Origin of the sequence: Streptomyces sp. RKND-216, from assembly GCF_004795255.1 — a bacterium.
Classification (GTDB): domain Bacteria; phylum Actinomycetota; class Actinomycetes; order Streptomycetales; family Streptomycetaceae; genus Streptomyces; species Streptomyces hazeniae.
In genome coordinates this window covers 597621-619357 of the sequence record NZ_SSBQ01000002.1, presented here as the reverse complement: position 1 = coordinate 619357, position 21737 = coordinate 597621, and the positions used below count along the sequence as shown (strand labels likewise).

The 21737-nt window shown below is 72.4% G+C and carries 20 protein-coding genes, 2 pseudogenes and 1 riboswitch; of the genes and pseudogenes, 12 read left to right on the top strand and 10 right to left on the bottom strand.

Translation table 11 applies throughout. The features are described from left to right. Nucleotides 1-293: 293 nt before the first annotated feature. Nucleotides 294-1775 carry an NCS2 family permease gene (locus E4198_RS03040; protein ID WP_136181765.1) on the top strand — a complete coding sequence of 494 codons (1482 nt, stop codon included), beginning with the start codon at nt 294-296 and terminating at the stop codon, nt 1773-1775. Nucleotides 1776-1827: 52 nt separating this feature from the next. Then, on the top strand, nt 1828-3015 hold the full coding sequence (locus E4198_RS03035) for an XdhC/CoxI family protein (RefSeq protein ID WP_136181764.1): 1188 nt from the start codon (nt 1828-1830) through the stop codon (nt 3013-3015). A gap of 132 nt (nt 3016-3147) precedes the next feature. On the opposite strand, the gene E4198_RS03030 is transcribed toward E4198_RS03035, so the two are convergent. Continuing rightward, on the bottom strand, nt 3148-3909 hold the full coding sequence (locus tag E4198_RS03030) for a LysM peptidoglycan-binding domain-containing protein (RefSeq protein WP_136181763.1): 762 nt from the start codon (nt 3907-3909) through the stop codon (nt 3148-3150). A gap of 6 nt (nt 3910-3915) precedes the next feature. Next, a riboswitch (cyclic di-AMP (ydaO/yuaA leader) is annotated at nt 3916-4095 on the bottom strand. Between the two features lie 747 nt (nt 4096-4842). Here E4198_RS03030 and E4198_RS03025 point away from each other — a divergent pair. The 3 genes from E4198_RS03025 to E4198_RS03015 all read left to right on the top strand — a co-directional run bounded on the left by E4198_RS03025 (nt 4843) and on the right by E4198_RS03015 (nt 6853). After that, nucleotides 4843-5262 carry a YciI family protein gene (locus E4198_RS03025; RefSeq protein WP_136181762.1) on the top strand — a complete coding sequence of 140 codons (420 nt, stop codon included), beginning with the start codon at nt 4843-4845 and terminating at the stop codon, nt 5260-5262. After that, the gene (locus E4198_RS03020; protein ID WP_136181761.1) at nt 5259-6500 is read left to right on the top strand and encodes a sigma-70 family RNA polymerase sigma factor; all 1242 of its coding nucleotides are present in this window, start codon (nt 5259-5261) and stop codon (nt 6498-6500) included. Before E4198_RS03025 ends, E4198_RS03020 begins: the two co-directional genes overlap by 4 nt. Nucleotides 6501-6604: 104 nt before the next feature. Then, nucleotides 6605-6853 (top strand): SCO4226 family nickel-binding protein, encoded by a 249-nt coding sequence (locus E4198_RS03015; RefSeq protein ID WP_136181760.1) that lies wholly within the window; start codon nt 6605-6607, stop codon nt 6851-6853. 129 nt (nt 6854-6982) lie between these two features. Here E4198_RS03015 and E4198_RS03010 read toward each other — a convergent pair whose 3' ends face one another. Beyond that, nucleotides 6983-7327, bottom strand: coding sequence for an SH3 domain-containing protein (locus E4198_RS03010; RefSeq protein ID WP_136181759.1), 345 nt, complete (start codon nt 7325-7327; stop codon nt 6983-6985). A 184-nt stretch (nt 7328-7511) separates the two neighbouring features. After that, nucleotides 7512-8579 (bottom strand): endonuclease/exonuclease/phosphatase family protein, encoded by a 1068-nt coding sequence (locus tag E4198_RS03005; RefSeq protein WP_247597527.1) that lies wholly within the window; start codon nt 8577-8579, stop codon nt 7512-7514. 245 nt (nt 8580-8824) lie between these two features. Here E4198_RS03005 and E4198_RS03000 point away from each other — a divergent pair, with 245 nt between their 5' ends. Beyond that, nucleotides 8825-9712 (top strand): aldo/keto reductase, encoded by an 888-nt coding sequence (locus tag E4198_RS03000; protein WP_136181757.1) that lies wholly within the window; start codon nt 8825-8827, stop codon nt 9710-9712. 34 nt (nt 9713-9746) lie between these two features. On the opposite strand, the gene E4198_RS02995 is transcribed toward E4198_RS03000, so the two are convergent. After that, on the bottom strand, nt 9747-9935 hold the full coding sequence (locus E4198_RS02995) for a DUF397 domain-containing protein (protein WP_136181756.1): 189 nt from the start codon (nt 9933-9935) through the stop codon (nt 9747-9749). After that, nucleotides 9932-10767 (bottom strand): annotated as a pseudogene (locus tag E4198_RS02990) (helix-turn-helix transcriptional regulator). The gene E4198_RS02995 and the pseudogene E4198_RS02990 overlap by 4 nt, the downstream one beginning before the upstream one ends. 153 nt (nt 10768-10920) lie before the next feature. Between E4198_RS02990 and E4198_RS02985 the strand changes: the two are divergent. Then, a complete protein-coding gene (locus E4198_RS02985) occupies nt 10921-11352 on the top strand; it encodes an ATP-binding protein (RefSeq protein ID WP_136181755.1) in 432 nt (143 codons plus the stop codon). Between the two features lie 153 nt (nt 11353-11505). Then, nucleotides 11506-11821 (top strand): annotated as a pseudogene (locus tag E4198_RS02980) (LD-carboxypeptidase); the annotation flags it as partial. Between the two features lie 41 nt (nt 11822-11862). On the opposite strand, the gene E4198_RS02975 reads toward E4198_RS02980, so the two are convergent. After that, nucleotides 11863-12540, bottom strand: a complete 678-nt coding sequence (locus E4198_RS02975) for a TIGR03086 family metal-binding protein (RefSeq protein WP_136181754.1) — start codon at nt 12538-12540, stop codon at nt 11863-11865. 189 nt (nt 12541-12729) lie between these two features. On the opposite strand from E4198_RS02975, the gene E4198_RS02970 reads away from it, so the two are divergent. After that, a complete protein-coding gene (locus E4198_RS02970) occupies nt 12730-13053 on the top strand; it encodes a DUF4333 domain-containing protein (RefSeq protein WP_136181753.1) in 324 nt (107 codons plus the stop codon). A 98-nt stretch (nt 13054-13151) separates the two neighbouring features. On the opposite strand, the gene E4198_RS02965 is transcribed toward E4198_RS02970, so the two are convergent. Continuing rightward, complete coding sequence (locus E4198_RS02965) at nt 13152-13523, bottom strand: DUF4180 domain-containing protein (protein WP_136181752.1); 372 nt, start codon at nt 13521-13523, stop codon at nt 13152-13154. A gap of 229 nt (nt 13524-13752) precedes the next feature. Between E4198_RS02965 and E4198_RS02960 the strand changes: the two genes are divergently transcribed. Both E4198_RS02960 and E4198_RS02955 read left to right on the top strand, forming a co-directional pair. After that, nucleotides 13753-14967 (top strand): glycosyltransferase, encoded by a 1215-nt coding sequence (locus E4198_RS02960; protein WP_136181751.1) that lies wholly within the window; start codon nt 13753-13755, stop codon nt 14965-14967. A 145-nt stretch (nt 14968-15112) separates the two neighbouring features. After that, a complete protein-coding gene (locus tag E4198_RS02955) occupies nt 15113-15823 on the top strand; it encodes a class I SAM-dependent methyltransferase (protein ID WP_136181750.1) in 711 nt (236 codons plus the stop codon). 31 nt (nt 15824-15854) lie between these two features. Here E4198_RS02955 and E4198_RS02950 read toward each other — a convergent pair whose 3' ends face one another. Next, a complete protein-coding gene (locus E4198_RS02950; protein WP_136181749.1) occupies nt 15855-17300 on the bottom strand; it encodes a WGR domain-containing protein in 1446 nt (481 codons plus the stop codon). 224 nt (nt 17301-17524) lie between these two features. Between E4198_RS02950 and E4198_RS02945 the strand changes: the two genes are divergently transcribed. After that, the gene (locus tag E4198_RS02945; RefSeq protein WP_136181748.1) at nt 17525-19198 is read left to right on the top strand and encodes an AMP-binding protein; all 1674 of its coding nucleotides are present in this window, start codon (nt 17525-17527) and stop codon (nt 19196-19198) included. A 52-nt stretch (nt 19199-19250) separates the two neighbouring features. Here the strand turns inward: E4198_RS02945 and E4198_RS02940 are convergent, their stop codons facing one another. Next, nucleotides 19251-20474, bottom strand: coding sequence for a hypothetical protein (locus tag E4198_RS02940; RefSeq protein WP_247597526.1), 1224 nt, complete (start codon nt 20472-20474; stop codon nt 19251-19253). Nucleotides 20475-20682: 208 nt separating this feature from the next. Further along, on the bottom strand, nt 20683-21561 hold the full coding sequence (locus E4198_RS02935) for a lysozyme (protein ID WP_136181747.1): 879 nt from the start codon (nt 21559-21561) through the stop codon (nt 20683-20685). Nucleotides 21562-21737 lie beyond the last annotated feature (176 nt).

Here is a 21737-nt window from a genome sequence, read left to right as displayed (position 1 = left end):
TTCCCCGCCGCCGCGTCGGCGACCGGCTCTGCGGGCGGTGCCGGTGGTGCCGACCGCACCGCGGCCCTGCTGTCCGGGGGCAGCCCGCAGGGTGCACCGGTTCTCCGGAGCACCTCTGCCGGCGCGGCCTCACGTCGGCGCGGCCCGCGCGAGCGGAACCGTGCCCGGCACACCCCCACAGAACGCGGCGAGGGCCGTCCCCCGCGTCGTGCATATCCCAAATCCCGCCGAACGACGGCGCGTCACGGCGCGCCGGGGCGGGTGCCCCTGTGAACCTTGGGAGAAGGCACAAGATGACCCAGTCGCACGTGGAGCCCAAGACCTCGCCCGAGGAGGCGGGGAACGGCTCCCGCCCCCAGGCAGGACGGTCCTGGCTCGACCGGTACTTCCACATGTCCGACAGAGGATCCACGCTCGCCCGTGAGGTGCGCGGCGGCGTCACCACCTTCATGGCAATGGCGTACATCATCCTCCTCAACCCCGTGATCCTGTCCGTTCCGGACGCCACGGGTGCCCGGCTCGACCCCGCCCAGCTCACCACCGCCACCGCGTTCGCCGCCGCGGCGACGACGCTGGCGATGGGCATCCTCGGCAACGTCCCCCTCGCGCTGGCCGCGGGACTCAGCGTCTCCGCCGTCGTGGCCTTCCAGGTGGCGCCGGAGATGACGTGGGGGAACGCGTTCGCCATGTGTGTCATCTACGGCGCCGTGATCATCCTGCTGGTCGTCACCGGCCTGCGGGAGCTGATCATGAACGCGATCCCGCTGGCGATGAAGCACGCCATCACCATGGGCATCGGCCTGTTCGTGGCGCTGATCGGCCTGGTCCAGGCCGGGTTCGTGACCAGCATGGGCGGTCCCGGCGGTGTCGCCGGGGCCAAGCCGATCCAGCTCGGCGTCCAGGACCAGCTCACCGGCTGGCCGGTGCTGTGCTTCGCGGTGACGCTGCTGCTGATCTTCCTGCTCCACGTGCGCCGGGTGCCCGGCGCGATCCTCATCGGCATCGTCGGCGGCACCCTGTTCGCCGCGCTGGTGCACGCCGTGGCCGGTCTCTCCGTGCAGGACTGGGGCGGGCTGAACGCCCCGGAACTGACCGGGTCGATCGTCAGCGCACCGGACTTCGGCCTGTTCGGCCAGGTTTCCTTCACCGGCATGGCCGATGTCGGCACGATCACCGTGGGCGTGATCGTCTTCACCCTCGTGCTGGCCGGGTTCTTCGACGCCATGGGCACGATCATCGGGATCGGCCAGCAGGCCGACCTCGCCGACCGGGACGGCAAGATGCCCGGGCTCAGCAAGGCCCTGGCGATCGACGGCGCCGGCGGCATCGTCGGCGGCGTCGCGGGCGCCTCCGGACAGACGGTTTTCGTGGAGTCGACGGCGGGCGTCGGCGACGGCGCACGCACCGGGTTCGCCAGCGTTGTCACCGGCCTGGCCTTCACCCTGTGCCTGTTCTTCACGCCGCTCGCCCAGGTGATCCCGACACAGGTGGCCGCCGCCGCGCTGGTCGTCATCGGCTCGATGATGATGACGAACGCCAAGCACATCGACTGGAACGACCCGGCGACATCCGTTCCGGTGTTCCTCACCACCGTCCTGATGCCGTTCACCTACTCCATCACCGCCGGTATCGCCGCGGGCGTCATCTCCTACGTGCTGATCCGCGCCGTGCAGGGCCGGTGGCGGGAGCCGGGATGGCTCATGTGGGTACTGGCACTGGTCTTCTTCGTCTACTTCTCGCTCGGGCCCATCGAGGCCTGGCTCGGCGTGAAGTAGCCGGAGCGGACGCGCAGCCCCACCGCACCGCACCGACCTTGGAGGTTCCTCCGTGCTGGACATCGGCGCCGAACTGCACCAGTGGTGCGAGGAGGGCCGCGACTTCGCCGTGGCCACGGTGGTGGCCGTCAGCGGCAGCGCGCCCCGGCAGCCCGGTGCCGCGCTCGCCGTGGACGGCGGGGGCACCGCGGTCGGCAGCGTGTCCGGCGGCTGCGTCGAGGGCGCGGTCTACGAGCTGTGCGCCGAGGCGCTCCGGGACGGTCGGCCCGTCACGGAGCGCTTCGGCTACAGCGACGACGACGCCTTCGCCGTGGGTCTGACCTGCGGCGGCGTCATCGACGTGCTGGTCGTGCCGGTGCGGGCGGACGCGCCGTGGCGGAAGACGTACGCGGCGGCCGCCGCTGCGGCGGCCCGCGGCGGCTCAGCGGCCCTCGCCCGCGTGGTGGCCGGTCCGCCGGAGCTCCTGGGGCGGGCTCTTCTCGTCCGCCCGGACGACGGCGGCGACGGTCACGGCGACGGCGCGTCCGGTGCCGCGGGAACCCTCGGCGGGCACCCCGGCCTGGACCGTACGGCCGCCGCCGAGGCGCGCGCCCTGCTGGACGCCGGGCGCACCGCCACCGTCGGCATCGGGGCGGAGGGGAGCCGCTGCGGCGTACCCCTCACCCTGCTGGTGGAGTCGAGCGTGCCGGCGCCGCGCATGCTGGTGTTCGGCGCGATCGACTTCGCTGCGGCGCTGGTGCGGGCGGGGAAGTTCCTCGGCTACCGCGTCACGGTCTGCGACGCACGTCCGGTGTTCGCCACGGCGGCGCGCTTCCCGGACGCGGACGAGGTGGTCGTCGACTGGCCGCACGACTACCTGGACGCCACCGAGGTCGATGCCCGCACGGTGGTGTGCGTCCTCACCCACGACGCCAAGTTCGACATCCCGCTGCTGGAGCGGGCCCTGCGGCTGCCGGTCGCCTACGTGGGGGCGATGGGCTCGCGCCGCACCCACGAGGACCGTCTCGCCCGGCTGCGCGCGGCGGGCGTCACCGAACTCGAACTCACCCGGTTGCGCTCGCCCATCGGCCTGGACCTGGGCGCGCGCACACCCGAGGAGACGGCGGTGTCCATCGCCGCGGAGATCGTCGCCAGCCGCCGCGGCGGCTCCGGGCTGCCGCTGACCGGGGCCCACACCCCGATCCACCACGACGGTCCCGGGGCCCGCGGTGGGCCCCGGCCGATCGGCTCCGTCGCCTGAACACTGCGGCGCGGCCCGGCTCCCGCGACGGCTCCCGACCGCTGCGGCGCGCCGCCCCCGGGCACGACGAAAGCCGCCTCCCACCTGCACGCCGGTGGGAGGCGGCCGTCGAGTGACCCTCGAACGTCGGGCTCAGTAGGGGCCGTTGACGTTGTCGATGCTGCCGTAGCGGTCGGCCGCGTAGTTGCAGGCGGCGACGATGTTGGCGACCGGGTCGTACTGGTCGTAGGCCGTGCCCTCGACGTGGTAGGCGTCGAAGGTGGGCTTGATGACCTGGAGCAGACCGATGGACGGCGTGCCGTTCTGGGCGTTGATGTCCCAGTTGTTGATGGCGCTCGGGTCACCGCCGGACTCACGGATGATGTTGCGGTGGATGCCGTCGTAGGAGCCCGGGATGCCCTCCTGCTCCATGATGGCCAGCGCCTCGCGGATCCAGCCGTCCAGGTTGTCCGGGTAGGTGGCCTGGTCGGCCGACTCGCCGGAGGTCTCGGTGGAGGACTGCTGGGCCTCGCCGCCCTTCTGGGCCGCCGCGGCCTCCAGGGTCAGCTCCTGGCCGGGGTGGATCAGGTCCGGGTTCCCGCCGACCGTCTCCTTGTTGGCCTCGTAGACGGCCTGCCAGCCGCCCTTGACGTCGTGCGCGTTGGCGATCTTGAAGAGGGTGTCGCCGGAGGCGACGGTGTAGCTCTCGGCGGCGGCGGTCTGCTCCGCCTTGGCGCCGGTCTTGACGGTCTTCACGTTGGCGGCGGCCGGCGCGGAGGCGGGGGCGGCCTGGGCGGTGCCCGCGGCGGCGATCGGCGCGGCGACGGCGCCGCCGGCGGCGAGCGCGACGGTAAGGCGGGAGACCTTGCGGGAATTGAGTAGATGACGCGGGCGGCGGTGACGGCCACGGGACATGGTGGTGAATCCTCTCCTACGCCTGCGAGGTGAGCTGTCGGATTCGGGCGAGAAGAGTTGCCCGGCCATGTCCCGTCGCGTGGGGGCGCGATGAGGCATGGCTTCACCCCAAGCCGGCCGTCGTGCGGCGCGGCGCTTACCTGGTTCCCCCGCTCCTGCCGTTGCTGACTACTGCGCTTTTCCCTGGTGCCGGTCGGCAGGATTCGGCGTCCCGGCGCGGGAACCTCCGCCATGACGTGCGGAAGCGAGCACATAGGACCACAGTCAATTCGCCGGAGACAAGCTGCGGGAAAAGGTGACCTTCGCGTCTGCGACCTTTACCGGCCGGTGTTCCTCGACGCTATGCGATGAAGCATTTTCCGAGCGTGAGAGCGGTGAATCTCCGGGATTTCCTAATCGTCAGGCACCGCAGGCGATTTGGCCGCGCGACGCATCCCGGGCCGTCCCGGTTCCCAAGATCGGCCATGGCGCGATGTGAGTCCCGCCACAAGGGACTTGGAGCGTTCCTTATATCCACCTATTTCCAGCTCTCCCGCCGTGGAGCGGTGTTGGCCGTGCGAGGGAAGCGTGGAGAGGGTGCATGTCGGACTTGTCTGTTTTTCCTGTCACCTCCGTCTCTCGGTGACGCGCACCCGTGCCGCCCTTCCGCCCGTCCGCCCTGCCTTCGCGGGTGACCTGTGTCGGACGACGGTCGCCGTGGCCGTGGCCGTGGCCGTGGGCAGGGGTATCGCTCGTTCCGGGGAAACCGCGTGTTACCGGGCGCGGTGGGCACCGGGGCGCGACAATGGGCCCGTGACCGGACCGTGATCCGGTCGAGAGCGGTGCCGAAGTTCTTCCGGGATTTCTTCCCCGCGACGTCGAGACCCGCCGCACCGCTCCGACGTCTCCGGTGAGAGGCACCCGCAGGGGAGCCGCCGACGAAGGAGCCAGACCATGAAGTACATGCTGATGCTGATGTCAGCCCAGAAGTACTACGACGCCATGAGCGGAAACTCCTCCCCGGGAGCCCCCGCCTGGTCGGAGTCCGAGCTCAAGGCCATGTTCCAGCACATGGAGAAGCTCAACCAGGACCTCGTCGCGTCCGGTGAATGGGTCGACGCCCAGGGGCTGGCGGAGCCGTCCCAGACCCGTCTGGTCACCGCCGACAAGGACGGTCGCCCCGTGGTCTCCGACGGGCCCTTCGGGGAGACCAAGGAGGTCCTCGCGGGCTACTGGATCGTGGACGTGGAGACCCCGGAGCGCGCCTACGAGATCGCCGCCCGCGCCTACTCCTGCCCCGTCCCGGAGGGCTCCGACCCGGAGCCGGCGGTCGTCGTCCGCCCCGTTTCGGACGGGCCGCCGGACCAGACGTGACCACCGACCCCCGCATCGAGGACCTGCTGCGCCGCCACGCGCCGCAGGTCCTCGGCGCGCTGGTCCGCCGCTACGGCCACTTCGACGCCGCCGAGGACGCCGTCCAGGAGGCGCTGCTCGCCGCCGCCGTGCAGTGGCCGGCCGAGGGGCGGCCCGAGAACCCGCGCGGCTGGCTGATCCGTGTCGCCTCCCGCCGCCTCACCGACCAGCTGCGCAGTGACTCCGCACGCCGTCGGCGCGAAGAGGCGGACGCCGCCCTGGCCCCGCCGGACGCGCTGGTCGCCCCGCCGCCCGGCGAGGACGCCGCCCCGTCCGACGACGACACGCTCAGCCTGCTCTTCCTGTGCTGCCACCCGGAGCTCACGCCGTCCGCGCAGGTCGCCCTGACTCTCCGCGCCGTCGGCGGCCTCACCACGGCGGAGATCGCCCGCGCCCACCTGGTGCCCGAGGCGACCATGGCGCAGCGGATCAACCGCGCCAAGCAGCGGATCAGGGCCTCCGGCGCCCACTTCCGCACCCCGCCCGAGGCGGAGCGGCAGGACCGGCTCGCCGTCGTCCTTCAGGTCCTCTACCTGATCTTCAACGAGGGCTACACCGCCACCTCCGGGACGGAACTGCTGCGCGACGACCTCGCCGCCGAGGCCGTCCGCCTCACCCGGCTGCTGCGCAGCCTGCTCCCCGAGGACGGCGAGGTCGCCGGGCTGCTCGCGCTGATGCTGCTCACCGACGCCCGCCGCGCCGCCCGCACGGGACCCTCCGGCGAGCTGGTGCCGCTGGCCGAGCAGGACCGTGCCCGCTGGGACACCGCGCAGATCGAGGAGGGCACCGCGCTGGTCGAGTACGCCCTGCGGCACACCCGCCCAGGCCCCTACCAGGTGCAGGCCGCCATCGCCGCCCTCCACGACGAGGCCGCCGACGCCGAAACCACCGACTGGCCGCAGATCCTCGCCCTCTACGACGCGCTCGACCGCATCTGGCCCAGCCCGGTCGTCCGGCTCAACCACGCCGTCGCGGTCGCCATGGTGCGGGGCCCCGAGTTCGGCCTCGCACTGCTGGACACGCTCCGTGACGACCCGTACCTGGCTCGCGGCCACCGCCTCGCCGCCGCCCGCGGCCACCTGCTGGACATGGCCGGCGACCGCGAGGCCGCGCGTGCCGCCTACCGTGATGCCGCACGCCGGACGCTGAGCGACCCCGAGCGGCGCTACCTCCTCGTACGCGCGGCCCGTCTGGCGTGATCGGGTCGGTCGGCTCCCCGGCGGGCTGGCGACGGACCGCCGCCCGGGAGGAGAATGGAGACGGACCCCACGCAGGGGGGAACGACCCCCGGAGGTGCATCACGATGGCCCGCTTCATGGACGTCCACGAGGGGATGAAGGGCATCACCGCAGACGAACTCAGGGAAGCCCACGCGGCCGACCTGGCCATCGAAGGTGAGGAGAACGTGCACTTCGAGCGCGCCTGGGCCGACCCGGAGTCCGGCGTCGTCTACTGCCTGTCCGAAGCCCCCTCCAGCGAGGCCGTGCAACGCGTCCACGAACGCACCGGCCACCCGGCCGCCCACATCCACGAGGTGCCGCTCACCGTCTGAGCTCAAGGCCTCACGCCTGCGCGCATCCTGCGCGGGCCGCTCTGCCGGGACGACACGAGCCGATGCCCCTGCGGGCGTCGGTCCCCCGCGGTCGGGCGGCGGGTGCGGGGGACTGACGAGCCGAGTGCCTTACACGTCCTTGCAGTACGGCACGAACCCGGTGTTGTCGACGTATCGCGCCGTGACCCAGTCCCCGCTGCTGCGCAGCTGGTACCAGAGCGTGTTGCCGTCGATGTTCTGCGCCCGGACCTTGCACCGCAGTCCCACCTGTGCCCGGTAGCCGAGGCCGCCGGTGACGGAGGAGTCGGTGCTGGGGTATTCGCGGATGCTGAGCCCCGCCGGAGTGACCACCGTGCCGTAGGGCCGGGCGGGAGCCGCCCCCGCGGGTGCGACCGTCGCCGCCAGGCTGCCGATGACGGCTGCCGCCACGACACCTGCGCGAGCTGCGGGCTTGATGCGCGTTCCGATCTTCATGTGAGAAGTCCTTTCTGGGCGCACGAGTAAGGAATTGCACCAGATCTCCATGGGCGTCCGGAGAGGACATGCGTGAAGAGGGCGGGGCACAGCCGTTCGGCCTGTCCGGATACCGCGACGGGCACGGCACGTCGTGGCGCCCGTGCCCGTCACCTCCCGCACTCCGGAGCCGGCCGCCTGCCTGCTACCGCAGGGCGATGTCCGCCAGCACGGCGCGGTGGTCCGAGCCCGGGAGGTCGAAGAAGGTCACCCCGTGGGTGTCGAAATCGTCGCTCACCAGCACGTGGTCGATCTGCGCCCCCAGCGGCGGCGCCGTCTGCGTCGGCCAGGTCGGCGTACGCGAGCGCCCCTCCAGGCGGGCCACGTCGCCCAGTCCCGCGTCCAGCACCGCGCGGAACGCCGCGTGGTCCTGCGTGGCGTTGAAGTCGCCCGCCATGACCAGCGGTTCGCCCGCCCGCTCGTCCGCGAAGTCCGCGAGCCGCCCCAGCTCGCGCTCCCACGGCCCGATCGTCTCCAGCAGCGGCGGCATCGGGTGCGCGAGCTGGAACCTCAGCGACCGGTCCCCGACGTCCACCACGGCCCCCGGCATGGCCAGCATCCCCGGCACGGGCGGCGTGCTGCGCAGCGGGTACGCGCTGAGCAGCGCCGAGCCCTCCGCCGATCCGCCTTCGACGATCACCCGGTGCGGATACAGGTCCCGTACCTCGTCCGCCCGCAGCGCCGCCGCGCAGGCCGGGCCGCACTCCTGCACGGCGACCAGCTGCGGCCGTTCGTCGCGCAGCAGTTCGCGCAGCGCGGGCAGGGCGTCGCCGTGGTGCAGGTTCGCGGTCAGCACGCGGAACCGGTTTCCCGGCGGATCGGCGGCCCCGGCCGGGGCGTCCGGCCCGTACGGCTGGAGGAACCACCCCGTGGCGACCAGCACCGCGACCGCCCACACCACCGGGAGCACCCGGCGCGCGAGCACCGCCGCGACCAGCCCGAGCCACGCCGGAGCGAGGAACCACGGCAGGAACGCCAGCATCTGCGGCACGGGTGACGGACCGTCGAGATCCAGGCCGCGGAAGACCAGGGGCACCGAGAACGGCAGCAGGAACAGCACCGCCAGCCACGCCCACACCCGCCGCCGCCGACGTCTGGCGGTGCGCCGTGCCGCCGCGTGGGCATCGCGCGGCGCGGGCGGCGGCTCCGGCTCGCCCCGCAGCTCGGGCGGCGGCGCGCCCCGGTACTCGTAGTCGTCTGCCCCCGGTTGCACATGCCGATGGTGCCCCATGACCGCCCCGAGGTGCGGATATCCCCCCGTCCGTCGCATGTCGCGCACGCCACCCGCACGCTTCCCGGGCCAGGGGCCAGCCCGGCACCCGCTCACCCCTCACCCGTGCGGCCCAACGTCTCCGTGCCGGGCAGGCCGTCACCGCCGGTCCGCTCGCCGGTCACGTTCCGGAAGCCTCACACGACGTTCACTGGGCGGACCGCCCGACTGGTGGCACACTCCCGGCCATGGCTCTTGAGATGATCACCGCTTCGGCTGCCGGGACCTGGACCCTCGGCGACCGCACCGTCAACCGTCTCGGCTACGGCGCACTGCGCCTGTGCGGAGGGTTCGACGGCCCGCCGACCGACCGGGACGAGATGATCTCTCTGCTGCGCCGGGCCGTGGAACTGGGCGTCAACCACATCGACACCGCCGCCTTCTACTTCTCCTCCTCCGAGTGCTCGGCCAACGCGCTGATCCGCGAAGCGCTGGCCCCCTACCGCGAGGACCTGGTCGTCGCCACCAAGGTGTGGCCGGGACGGGACGCGGCGGGGGAGTGGTGGTGGGCCGATCCGGCCCAACTGCGGGGCCAGGTCGAGGACAACCTGCGGCAGCTCGGACGGGACCACCTCGACCTGGTGAACCTCCGGCTGCCGGGCAGCGCCTCCGACGGGTCTCTCGCCGAGCATTTCGGTGCCCTCGCGGAGCTGCAGGAGGCCGGGCTGATCCGCCACCTCGGCGTCTCCAACGTCACGGTGGCCCAGCTCGCCGAGGCGCAGACCCTCGCACCGGTGGTCTGCGTGCAGAACGCCTTCGGGCTCGGCTCCACACCGGACCGCCACGAGGTGCTGCGGGCCTGCGGTGAGCAGGGCATCGCGTTCGTCCCGTACTACGCGATCGCCCGCGAGGGCGGCGACGCGGGCGCGACGGGAGAGTACGAGGACCGGCTGCTCGCCGTCGCCCGTGAGCACGATGTCAGCCCGGCGCAGATCCGCCTCGCCTGGACACTGCACCAGGGAGACCACGTGCTGGCCATCCCCGGAACGGCGAACCCGCGCCACCTGATCGCCAACCTGGCGGTCGGGGCGATCCGTCTGTCGGCCGAGGACCTGGCACGGCTGCAGCCGGAGTGAACGACCTCTCCAGCCCTGAGCGGCCCTTGGGGTCTCAGCGCTGCGCGTGCGCGGCGTAGCCGACGAACGAGGCCCACGCGGCGGGCGCCACGGCGAGCTGCGGGCCGTCGCTCACCTTGGAGTCCCGCACGTGCACGGTGTCCGCACACGCGGCCACCTCGATGCAGTTGTCGCCCGAGCTGCCGCTGTAGCTGCTCTTGGCCCAGATCAACTCGGTGGTCATAGAGCTCCCCGCATCTGTTCCAGCAAGTTCGCCGAGGCCCTGGGATCGAGGGCCTGTGAACGCAGCTTGCCATAGCGCTGGAGCATCGCGCTCACATCATCCGCTTCGGTGATGAGGATGCTCGACTGTTGGCCTTCTGAGTAGCCGACCCAGTGATTGTGGCCGGTTTCTGCGAGGTACATCAAACCATCCACACCTCCGTGATTCTCTTGCCGGAGCGGCATGATCTGTACCTCCACGTTGTTCAGGCGACTCTGTCGCAGCAGGTGGTCGATGAGTCGAGTTGTGACCTCGACGCCTCCGACACACCTGCTGATCAACGCCTGCTCGATGACGAAACTGAACGCGGTGTTCGGCTCTCGTGGAGAAGACTCTGCCTGGCCAGACGAGCAGCGACCTGACGTTCGATCTGCTCGTCGGTGAGTGGGGGCAATCGCCCGTCGAAGATGGCGCGAATGTACGGCTCGGGTTGCAGCAGGCCGGGGATTGCCCGGCATTCGTAGGCGTAGAGGGAGATCGCCTCCTCCTCGATGCCCGCCCACTGGTGGAACCACGAGGCGAGGCCCGGCCTGCGAGAAAGGTGGCGTCCGGCGGCCCGCAGCACGCGGGGGCATTCCAGCGCCGCACCGGCCCGTTCGATGAACCGTGGTGGCGGGAACCGTTTGCCCTGCTCGATCTTCGCCACGTAGTGCACGGAGTACTCCACCCGCGGCGCGAACTCCTCCTGCGTCAGACCCGCTTCCTCGCGCAGCGCCTTGAGTACCGCACCGAAGGTGCGCAGGCTCTCCGACGTCTCCGGTTCCCCTTCGAACCCCGACTTGCCGTCCAGCATGTCCGGTGACCTCCCACGTGCCCCTGACCGAACACCAACTGACACATCGTCACCGTACGTATCCCACCCTGTCCACTGAGTGCACCCACCCAAAACCGGTTGTACCAGCGCAGAACCTGGGTGAGCGCCCCCGACCCGGCGACGCTCGGCCGCATGACCGCAGCACTTCCACGACCCACCGCTCCCGCTCGCACGTTCACGCAGCTGTTCAGCTCGACGCGCCGGGGAGCGCGTCTCGCGCGCCGGTTCACGGCTCACCAACTCGACACGTGGGGGCTGCCGTACGGCTCCGACCCCTCCCACATCGCCGCCCTGCTCGTCGCCGAACTCGCGGCGAACGCCGTCCTGCACGGGCGGGTCGGCGGCCGTGACTTCCGGCTGACGCTCACGCTGGAGGCGGCGGGTCTGCGCATCGAGGTCACCGACACACGGTGCGAGCGCCTGCCCACCGGCGGGCGTCGGCCACCGGCCGACGACGCCGAGTCGGGGCGCGGCATGCTGCTGGTCGAGGCGCTGGCCGACCGGTGGGGCGTCCGCACCGGGCCGTTCCCGCTGAAGACGGTGTGGGCGGAGCTCAGCACCTGAGGCCGAGGTGTTCCAGCACGGTATGCATCGCGCGCCGCACGGCCCGGCGCGCCTCCTCCGTGTGGTCGACGGTCTCGAACCCGTGGTGGCCGCCCGGAGACCGCGTCGGTGTCACCGCCCCCTCCAGCGGCGTGCCCAAGGAACTGAGCGCCCCTCGGCGGCTGCATCGAGACGCTCTGCAACCTCTCCGGCACCCCGTACGCCGACACCACGGCCTTCGCCCGCGCCGCGTCCGAGGACGGTCTGCTGGTCTACGTGGAGGCGTGCGAGGACAACGCGTTCGGCTCCCGACCCGGACACTCTCACCCAGCACGAGGCGGTGCTGGACGCGCTCGGGCCGCTGGGCGTGCCGATCCTCGCCGACGTCGACTGCGGCCACGTCCCGCCGTACCTCCCGCTCGTCAACGGCGCACTCGCCCACGTCGTCCACACGCCGACGCGCAGCGAGATCACCCAGACCCTCGCCTGACCCCGGCCGGTCGTGGCCCTTCCCCGTCACGGTCTGTCCGGTCAGGGCCGCCAGGCGGGGTCGCGGCCGGCGAGGCCGATGGCCCGGTCCAGCGGCGGGGCGTCCCCGGGGACCGGGACGACCGGGCCGAACAGGCCGGGTGCGCCCTGGCCACCGGTCTCCTCCGCCGTCTGACGGAGGAAGACGAGAATCCCGTCGGCGGTCTCCGGGGCGCACGCGTACGGCCGCCCGGTCGCGCGGGCGACGTCCCAGCCGTGGACGACCAGCTCGTTCATCGCGACCAGCCCCATCACCTCGGCGGGCATCACCACGCCGCCGGCCTCCGCCTCGCCCTCCCACGCGGCGGGGCTCCGCCAGGCGGTCACCAGCGCGTCCAGCCGGACCGGCAGCTCGCTGCGCCACGCCGGGTCCAGGCGGTCGGCCGACGGCTCACCGGGTCCCGGCGGCGGGGCGCCGTCCTCCCCCTGCGGGGCGCGCACCTTCTCCGCCGCCAGGCGGAAGGCCAGCGTCAGGCCCATCAGGTGGTCCAGCAGCGCCCCCACGCTCATGTCCTCGCACGGTGTGGGGCTGCCCAGCTCGTCGTCGCGGATCTCCGCGACCAGTGCCGCGACCCGGTCGGCGGCGTCGCCGAGGTCGGGCCGCGGCGCGGCAGCTCCGGCGCCGCCGTCGGGCGCGCCGCTGCGGGGCGTGGCGTTTTCGGGCGTGGTGTTCTCTGGCATGACCGTCCTCCTCGCGAGTCCTGCCCGTACCGACTCCCGCCGGCCGTGAAAATCATCGCCCGCCCGGGAACGGACGCGGCGGACCTCCGACCGGGAGGCGGGAGACCCGGCCCGTGCCGAGGCCGTGCGCCGTGCCGGTAAGCTCCCCGGGTATTTCATCTGCTGATCTTCCACACGGGGGAACTCTCCATGCGCACACGCACGTTGCACGCTGCCGGCTCCGTCCTCACCACGGTGGCCGCCGGCGCGCTGCTGACCGGCTGCTCGGGCACGCCGACCCTGGACTCCGACACGCTGGCCGACACCGTCGCCCAGAAGCTCGCCGAGGCCACCGGCCGGCCCGAGCCGGACGTCACCTGCCCCGAGGACCTCGCGGGCGAGGTCGGCACGAAGACCCGCTGCACCCTGACCGCCGCCGACGGCAGCACCATCGGCGTGACCGTCACCGTGACCTCCGTCGAGGGCACCCAGATCAACTTCGACATCAAGGCCGACGACAAGCCGACCTCCTGACGGCTTCGGCCCTTCCCGGACGCCCTGAGCCCGTCGGTGCCGTGACCGGCCCGGCGGGCTCGGGCGCCTCCCGGCCTCACGCGCTCCCGGGGTGCCTCTCACGAGGCTCGCGCCGCGAGCCTCTCCTCCAACTCCTCGCGAGTCGCGGCGAACCAGACCTGGTGGCCGCGGTCGCACTCCCGGACGAAGTCGCGCAGCGCGTCGCTCGCCTCCGTGTGGCCGGAGACATCTCCGAGGACGACCAGGCCCATGCCGTACTGGGCGAACTTCTGCACGACCTCACCGGCGAGCCGCGTGCGCAGGCGGAAGAACGCCTCGTCGAACCTCTCGACCGGCACGACGACCCAGCGGGCACCCTGGTATCCGCCGTCGCCGATCAGATCCAGCGCGTCCTGTACGCACGCGACGGGCGCACCCTCCGCGTCGCACACCAGCACAGGCACGTCGTGCATCGTCTCCAAGGCGCTCATGCGGGCACGCTAGCCCCGCGCTGCCCTCGGACGCGACGGAGTTTCCCCTTCGGACCAGGGCGACACGACCGGGGCGTGAAAGGGCAACAAGAAAGGCAAGGAGGTGTTGCCGCTCCTTGCCACTCTCAAGGTATAGCGCACGGGGGGCCTTGCGGCAAGGCCCCGGTGGTGCCGCAGAATCACCCGCCGTAGCCGGAACAGGCCGGGACGGGGAGGAACGGGGAGCGCCATGCGCGTGCTGCTGTCGACGTACGGGTCCCGGGGGGACGTCGAACCGATGCTGGGGCTCGCGGTACGGCTGCGGGACCTGGGGGCTGAGGTGCGGGTGTGCGCCCGGCCGGACGAGGACTTCGCGCGGCGGCTCGCCGGAGCCGGCGTGCCGCTGGTGCCGGTCGGCCCGTCGGCGCGCGAACTGACGAGGTCCGCGCCGAAGGCGCGCACGACCGTTCCGGAGCGCGCCGCCCAGCTGATCGCGGGTCAGTTCGAGACGGTCCTCCCGGCCGCCGAGGGGTGCGACCTGATGGTGGCGACCGGCATGCTGCCGACCGCCGCCGGGGCGCTGTCGATCGCCGAGAAGCAGGGCGTCCCCGCGGTGTCCGCCACCTTCCAGCAGCTCACCCTGCCCTCGCCGCACCGTCCGCCGCTGGCCTACCCGGGCCGCCCGCTCCCGCCCGACGTGACCGACAACCGGGCGCTGTGGGACCTGGACGCGGAGAACGTCGACGCGCTCTTCGGCGGGGCATTGAACACCAACCGTGCGGCGTACGGCCTGCCGCCGGTCGATGCCGTTCGCGACTGGGTCATCGGCTCCCGTCCCTGGCTGGCCACCGACCCCGCCCTGGACCCGTGGCAGGGCATGCCGGAACTCGACGTCGTCCAGACCGGCGCCTGGGTCCTGCCCGACACCAACCCCCTCGCGCCCGAGCTGCTCGCGTTCCTGGACGCGGGCGCCCCTCCGGTGTACGTCGGCTTCGGCAGCATGCCCCTGCATGGCGCGGGGGACGTGGCCCGGGCGGCCGTCGAAGCGGCACGGGCGCAGGGGCGCCGCGCCCTCCTCTCCCGCGGCTGGGCCGACCTGTCCGCGATCGACGACCGGGACGACTGCCTCGTCGTGGGCGAGGTCAACCACCAGGAGCTGTTCCCGCGGGTGGCCGCGGTGGTCCACCACGGCGGCGCGGGCACCACCACGACCGCCGCCCGGGCCGGTGTACCGCAGGTGGTGGTGCCGCAGCTGGCGGACCAGCCGTACTGGGCGGGGCGGGTCGCCGCGCTGGGCATCGGGGCGGCACACGACGGTCCGACGCCGACGTGTCCGACGCTGTCGGCCGCCCTGGACACCGCCCTCGCCCCCGGCACCCGCGACCGCGCCGCCGAGGTCGCTGGCACGGTCCGCTCCGACGGGGCGGAGGTCGCGGCGAAGCTGCTCCTCGACATGACCGGCTGACGGCGTGCCCGTGCGTGGCTGCGGCAGTCGGATCGCCGCAGCCACGCAGCAGCCCGGTTCCGTCCACAGCGGAATTCCGCACGGCGCCCGGCCGGCGCGGGCACGGTCCTCCGTGACCGGGCAAGAACGGCGAGAGGCGGCACGGATGACGGCGACAGCGGCGGCCTACGACGGCATCGCGGACTGGTACGAGCACGACTTCCTCCGCCGCGCCCCCGTGTCGGGGCACCCCCGGAGCCACGGGCCGCTCCTGCGCGCACTGCTCGGAGAGGGCGAGGGGGTCTGCCTGGAGATCGGCTGCGGCACCGGCGTGCACGCCGCGACGCTGCGCGGCCTCGGGAGGACCCCGCTCGGGGTGGACGTCTCGGCCGGGATGCTGCGGCACGCCCGGGGCAGGCTGCCGGTGCTGCACGCCGACGCGGCCCGGCTGCCGCTCGCGGACGGCTCCGTGGACGCCGCCGTCGCGGTCATGGTGCACACCGACATGCCCGACTACGCCGCCGTGCTGCGCGAGACCGCCCGTGTGCTGCGGTCGGGCGGTTCGTTCGTGCACATCGGCCTGCACCCCTGCTTCTTCGGCGAGTTCGCCGACCGGACCGAGCCCGAAGCAGTCGTCCTCCGCCCCGGCTATCTGGCCCGGCACCGCACGGAGCGCACCACGGGCGGCGACGGCGACGGTGTCCGCGCGCGGGCGGGCGCGTTCCACCGGCCGCTGCCGGAGCTGCTCAACGCGCTGGTGGACGCCGGGCTCGCCGTCACCCGGCTCGCGGAGGACGGCGGGTCGACGCCGGCCGTCCTCGCGCTCGCCGCGGAGAAGGCCCCTGGGGCCGCCGGTCCGCGCGCGCCCCGACCGTGACGGGGCGCCCCGGTCGCCCCGGCCACCGCGCTCACACCAGGCGGCGGATGTCGCCGCGGGCGCGGTAGAACCCGCCGCGGCCCGACTCCCGCACCTCGGTCACGACGTACCGGGCGCCCGGAACGCGGATGTCCTTGGGGAACTGCACGTGCCACGCCGCGTCGTAGCCCGGCGACACGACCCGTACCCGGGTCCGAGCACCGTCCTGGACGCACTCCACCACCACCCCGTCGGCCGGGACGGCGGCGGACACCGGCACCGCCTCGGCGCTCGTCCGCGGCGTGACGCGTTCCAGACTGCCCGCCTTGACGTCCGCGGTCTGCGGCAGATGGCCCCCCTCCGCGTCCCGCACGGCGCTCTCGCTCGCGTCGACGCAGGCCAGCGAACCGTCCGTGGTCACCAGGTAGAGCCGCTCGTCCCGGTACTGCATGGAGTACGCGGAACCGCAGCCGGTGCCCAGCTTCCACAGCCGGGTGCCGTCGGCGGCGAAGCAGTAGACGGAGGAGTGGTTGTCCCCGGCGAAGACGTACCGGCCGTCCGGGGAGGTGGCGCACGAGAAGACGGGCGCGTCGCAGCGGTAGCGGCCCCGCGACGTACCGTCCGCCTTGGCCAGCCGGTGGACCCAGCCCCGGCTCGTACCGGCGAAGACCTCGTCCGCCTCCTGCCAGCCGAACAGCACCGCGCCGTCGGTGTGCGCCGACCAGACGGGCGTTCCGTCGTCGGCGCCGTACATCGACACGCCGTACGAGTCGCCGTGGAAGACCCCGTCGTCGTCGCAGCGCACCATCCAGGCGCTGCTGCCCCGCCCCGAGCGGCGCCACTGGTACTCGTCCTCGTGGTCGATGAGGGTGACACCGCCCCGCGCGTCGGAGACGCCCAGCCCGCCGTCGTGGATGTCCAGCCAGTAGATGTCCACGTCCTCGGCTATCTCGTACGCCACGTGCGGGACCTTGCCGCTCAGGTCGTAGACCCGGCCGTCGTCGCAGCCCGCGTAGATCCAGAAGTCGTCGGCGACGATGCACTTCACGCCGTCCGGCAGCCCGAACCGGCTCGTGACCTCGCCGTCGTGGGTGAGCGTGTACACGTCTCCCGCCTGGTTCCCCACCCAGGCGTGGTCCTCGCCGACGAACACGCCGAACGCGGGCGCTCCCGAGCGGAACCGCCACAGCACCGGCGCCTGGCGTGCGGTCGACCGGGTGCTGACGATCTCCCGGCGGGTCACCGGCCTGCGCTGCCGCACCCCGCGCACCGCGGGCGCGTACCCCTTGCGGACCTTCTCCGCGACCTTGCGGGACGCGGCGGCCGCCGCCTTCTCCGGCGTGGCGAACCGCGTCGTGCGGGTCTGCCCCGCGTCGCCGATGCGCCCGTAGCCGACGGTGACCTCGGTGCCGAGGTGCCGCACTTCGTAGAACTTGTGCGCACCGGCGCCTTCTTCGGAAAGCTCCAGATACGTGGTCGTATCGGCGACAGCAGGCATGGCTCACTCTTCCCGGGAGGCAGCACGGAGGAACACGACGATGCGCCCAACAGGGCCGAGAAGCCGGACCGTTGGCGACGGGAACGACACTAGGTCGAGCCACTGACACCCGTCCCCGGCCCCGCCTCCCACCACCCTCGGGGCGGCAGGCTGGCGCCTCGCCGGGCGCCGTGGTGATGATGGCCCGCGAGGGTCCGTACGCAGGCAGAGCAGGGAGAGAAGCCATGACGCAGACCGGCGCCACCGAAGCCTTCCGCAGCGCCAGGGACGTGCTGCTCCGTCACCGGGAGGACTACGACGCGGCGCGGGCGGCGTTCTCCTGGCCCCGGCCGGAGCACTTCAACTGGGCCCTCGACTGGTTCGACGTGATCGCGGACGGCAATGCTCGCACCGCCCTGCACATCGTCGAGGAGGACGGCGCCGAGACGAAGGTGACCTTCGCCGGCATGCGCGAGCGGTCCGACCGGGTCGCCAACTGGCTGCGGCACACCGCCGGCGTCCGGCCCGGAGACCGCATCCTGCTGATGCTCGGAAACCAGGTCGAACTCTGGGAGACGCTGCTCGCCGCCATGAAGCTGCGGGCGGTCGTGATCCCCGCGACGCCGCTGCTCGGTCCCGCCGACCTCCAGGACCGCATCACCCGGGGCCGGGCGCGGCACGTGATCGTACGGACCCAGGACACGGCGAAGTTCACCGACGTCTCGGGCCACTACAGCCACATCTCGGTCGGCGGCGGCGACCACGAGTGGCTCGACTACACCGAGGCGTACGACGCCTCGCCGGACTTCGAGCCGGACGGGCCGACCCGCTCGGACGAGACGCTGCTGCTGTACTTCACCTCCGGGACCACCGCGCAGCCCAAGCTGGTCGAGCACAGCCACCTGTCGTACGCGGCCGGGCACCTGGCCACCATGTACTGGATCGGCCTGCGCCCCGGAGACGTGCACCTCAACATCTCCTCGCCCGGATGGGCGAAGCACGCGTGGAGCAATCTGTACGCCCCGTGGAACGCCGAGGCGACGATCTTCCTGCACAACTACACGCGCTTCGACGCCGGGCGCCTGCTCGCCGAGATGGACCGGGCCGGGGTGACCAGCTTCTGCGCGCCGCCCACGGTGTGGCGGATGCTCATCCAGGCCGACCTGAGCACGCTCCGCCACGTGCCGCGTGAGGTCGTCGCGGCGGGAGAGCCGCTCAACCCCGAGGTCATCGAGCACGTGCAGCGCGCGTGGGACGTCACCATCCGGGACGGGTTCGGCCAGACCGAGACGGCCGTGCAGGTCGCCAACACCCCGGGGCAGCCGCTGAAGACCGGGTCCATGGGCCGGCCGACGCCCGGCTACGACGTGGTGCTCCTCGACCCGGCGACCGGCGAACCGGCCGACGAAGGCGAGATCTGCCTCCGCCTCGACGGACCCGAGGGCCGCCCCGTCGGCCTGCTCACCGCCTACCACGGCGACCCCGGACGCACCGCCGAGGCGATGGCCGGGGGCTACTACCGCACCGGCGACATCGCCTCCCGGGACGACGACGGGCACCTGACCTACGTCGGGCGCAGCGACGACGTGTTCAAGGCCAGCGACTACAAGATCAGCCCGTTCGAGCTGGAGAGCGCGCTGCTGGAGCACGAGGCCGTCGCGGAGGCAGCCGTCGTCCCCTCGCCGGACCCGGTACGGCTGGCGGTGCCCAAGGCGTACGTCGTCCTGGCGGAGGGCTGGGAGCCGGGCGAGGCCACCGCGAAGGCGCTCTTCGCGCATTCCCGCGCTACGCTCGCGCCCTACAAGCGCCTGCGCGTGATGGAGTTCGCCGAGCTGCCGAAGACCATCTCCGGCAAGATCCGCCGCGTCGAGCTCCGCGCCCACGCCGCGGACGCCCCGGGCACGGAATACCGGGAGTGACGGGGCCGCTGCCGCCACCGCCCGGGTTCGCGGGGCAGGCGGTCCCTCCGTATCACCGGAGGAAGGCGTTCCATCCGCCCTTTGGTTTCTCGCCGACGCCCAGTGTGCGGAGCTTCGCCAGCACGCGCGGGTCCTGGACGTCGAGCCAGTCGACGAGCTGCTTGAAGGAGACGCAGCGCACGTCCTCCAGCGAACACACCGTCTTGATGACTTCGGCGAGGCCGTCCATGTAGATGCCACCGTTCCACTGTTCGAAGTGGTTGCCGATGATCATCGGGGGGCGGTTGCCCTCGTGGGCGCGGCGGAAGCCCTGCAGGAGTCCGTCGTGCCACTGGCGCTCCCAGTACGCCCGCTTGGCGGGGTCGCCCTTGACCGTGCCGGACTGGTTGGCGAGGAAGTTGTAGTCCATCGACAGGGTCTCGAACGAACGCCCGGGCATGGGGATCTGCTGCAACGGCAGGTCCCACAGCCCTTCCTCCTTGCCGGGCCACACCTGGGTGCCGTTGCCGCTGGAGTCGTAGCGGAATCCCATGTCCCTGGCTGCGGGGAGCAGGTTGTCACGGCCTTCGAGGCAGGGGGTGCGGCCGCCGATCAGCTCTTTGTCGTAGTCGAAGGGCAGCGGGGGCATCCCCTTCCAGCCCGTGGTGGTCTTCCAGTGCTGGACGAAGTACTTGGACTGCCCGATCTCGCTGTGCCAGTCGGCGGTCGTCCAGTCCCGGATCCCGCCGCGTCCGCAGAAGTGCCCGTTGAAGTGGGTGCCGACCTCGCTTCCGTCGAGCCAGGCGAGGCGGAGCTGTTGAAGAGTGGCGCGGATGTGTCCGTCCGACAGGAAGGAGATGTCCGACGCGCCCGCGTCGCGCCCGGGCGGGTGGTAGCGCGCGCGTTCCTCCTCGGGCAGCACGTACAGGCCGCTGAGGAAGTAGGTCATGGAGGCGTCGTGCTTCTTCGCCAGCTTGCGGAAGCGGGAGAAGAGGCGGTTCCCGTCCTCGCCGGCGCCGTCCCACGAGAAGACCACGAACTGGGGCGGCTTCGCGCCGGGTTCGAGCCTGGCCGGAGCCGGCTGGTGCGGTTGCGGGCCGGTCGCGGCGGTGGAGCCGTCTCCCAGCAGCCGTGTCCGCCCGTCCGGCTCGGGAGACTCGCCGGAGGTGGGGCCGGGAGCGGGCCCCGCGTGGTCGAGGGCCGGCCCGTCCCCGGTCAGCTCCGTGCCGGCGCCGATCAGCGCGGTGGTGAGGGCCAGCGCCGCAGCGCGTGCGGCCCAGCGTCGGAGGCCGGTCACGAGGACACCTTCTTCGGCAGGCGGTGCAGCGGTCGGCCAGGATGGTAGTGGACACGACAAGATGAGTGACTGCGGGGCCGGAGCTGTCCCCGGCGCCGTTGCCGGAAGGGGCGCGGGTCTGCCGTACGCGACCTGAGCGCGCGACGGGGGCGGAGCCGGCGACCGCCGGACGCCCGCCCCCGTTGCGCTGTTCCGAAGGGGTGCCGGGTCAGGTGTTGTTGGCGAGGGCGAGCAGGCGCGAGCGGCTGCCGTTGAACTTGTTGCGGTCCACGTTTCCGGAGACGCCGTTGACGCTGCCGGTGCTGGTGTACTGCCAGGCCGTCCAGGTGGGGAAGCCGGCGGGGATGGTGGGGGAGGGGCTGCTCGTCCAGTGGGCGGCCCACAGCGGGCTCTTGTTCCCCATGCCCGACCAGCGGCCGGTGCAGGTGTTCCACCAGCTCGCCGTCGTGTAGATCACCACGTCACGGCCCGTGCGCGACTTGTAGGTGTTGTAGAACGCGGAGATCCAGCTGCGCATCTGCGAGGTGGACTTGCCGTAGCACATGGCGCCGTACGGATTGTGTTCGATGTCCAGGACGCCCGGCAGGGTGCGGTTGTCGCGCGACCACGCGCCTCCGTTGGAGGCGAAGAAGTTGGCCTGGACGGAGCCGCTGGAGACGTTCGGGCGCGCGAAGTGGTAGGCGCCGCGGATGACGCCGGCGTTGTAGGCGCCGGTGTAGTTGGTGTTGAACCGGGGGTCCTCGAAGCTGGTGCCCTCGGTGGCCTTGATCCACGCGAACTGGATGCCGGAGTTGCGCACGGCGCCCCAGTTGATGCCTCCCTGGTGGTGCGAGACGTCGATGCCCTGGACACCGCCACCGGAGCCCTTGATGCCGAGACCCGACGGCGGGGTCGCTTCGGGGGCTCCGTGGATCTCCTGGCCCACGCCCATGTAGGCGTGGCCCTCCTCGATCGCGTGGTCGCCTGCACTCTCGGGAGCCGCGGTGGCGGCGCCCGCCGTACCCAGCATCAGGGCGAGAGCGGCGGCTCCGGCCAGAACGGTGCGGTGCAGACGACGCCGGGGGGAGCGGGCTCTGTGCGGGTGCATGCGGGCCTCCGGGGCAGCGAGGGAACGAGGAATGACGCGAGCACGTCAAAGCGAAGCTGCTCTGTGCGGTCGTGTAAAGACGTTCCGTCCACCGCCTGTGGTCTGGACCTCTGCCGAGGGGGCGGGAGTACGGGGCCCGGCGGAAAGTTTCATTGCTGAAGGTCCCGGCGTCCGCA

Bases quoted from the DNA above. Each gene is read 5' to 3' on its own strand.
- E4198_RS03040 (WP_136181765.1), top strand. From the start codon at position 294: ATGACCCAGTCGCACGTGGAGCCCAAGACCTCGCCCGAGGAGGCGGGG.
- E4198_RS03030 (WP_136181763.1), bottom strand. From the start codon at position 3,909: ATGTCCCGTGGCCGTCACCGCCGCCCGCGTCATCTACTCAATTCCCGC.
- E4198_RS03025 (WP_136181762.1), top strand. From the start codon at position 4,843: ATGAAGTACATGCTGATGCTGATGTCAGCCCAGAAGTACTACGACGCC.
- E4198_RS03015 (WP_136181760.1), top strand. From the start codon at position 6,605: ATGGCCCGCTTCATGGACGTCCACGAGGGGATGAAGGGCATCACCGCA.
- E4198_RS03010 (WP_136181759.1), bottom strand. From the start codon at position 7,327: ATGAAGATCGGAACGCGCATCAAGCCCGCAGCTCGCGCAGGTGTCGTG.
- E4198_RS03000 (WP_136181757.1), top strand. From the start codon at position 8,825: ATGGCTCTTGAGATGATCACCGCTTCGGCTGCCGGGACCTGGACCCTC.
- E4198_RS02995 (WP_136181756.1), bottom strand. From the start codon at position 9,935: ATGACCACCGAGTTGATCTGGGCCAAGAGCAGCTACAGCGGCAGCTCG.
- E4198_RS02985 (WP_136181755.1), top strand. From the start codon at position 10,921: ATGACCGCAGCACTTCCACGACCCACCGCTCCCGCTCGCACGTTCACG.
- E4198_RS02975 (WP_136181754.1), bottom strand. From the start codon at position 12,540: ATGCCAGAGAACACCACGCCCGAAAACGCCACGCCCCGCAGCGGCGCG.
- E4198_RS02970 (WP_136181753.1), top strand. From the start codon at position 12,730: ATGCGCACACGCACGTTGCACGCTGCCGGCTCCGTCCTCACCACGGTG.
- E4198_RS02965 (WP_136181752.1), bottom strand. From the start codon at position 13,523: ATGAGCGCCTTGGAGACGATGCACGACGTGCCTGTGCTGGTGTGCGAC.
- E4198_RS02960 (WP_136181751.1), top strand. From the start codon at position 13,753: ATGCGCGTGCTGCTGTCGACGTACGGGTCCCGGGGGGACGTCGAACCG.
- E4198_RS02955 (WP_136181750.1), top strand. From the start codon at position 15,113: ATGACGGCGACAGCGGCGGCCTACGACGGCATCGCGGACTGGTACGAG.
- E4198_RS02950 (WP_136181749.1), bottom strand. From the start codon at position 17,300: ATGCCTGCTGTCGCCGATACGACCACGTATCTGGAGCTTTCCGAAGAA.
- E4198_RS02945 (WP_136181748.1), top strand. From the start codon at position 17,525: ATGACGCAGACCGGCGCCACCGAAGCCTTCCGCAGCGCCAGGGACGTG.
- E4198_RS02935 (WP_136181747.1), bottom strand. From the start codon at position 21,561: ATGCACCCGCACAGAGCCCGCTCCCCCCGGCGTCGTCTGCACCGCACC.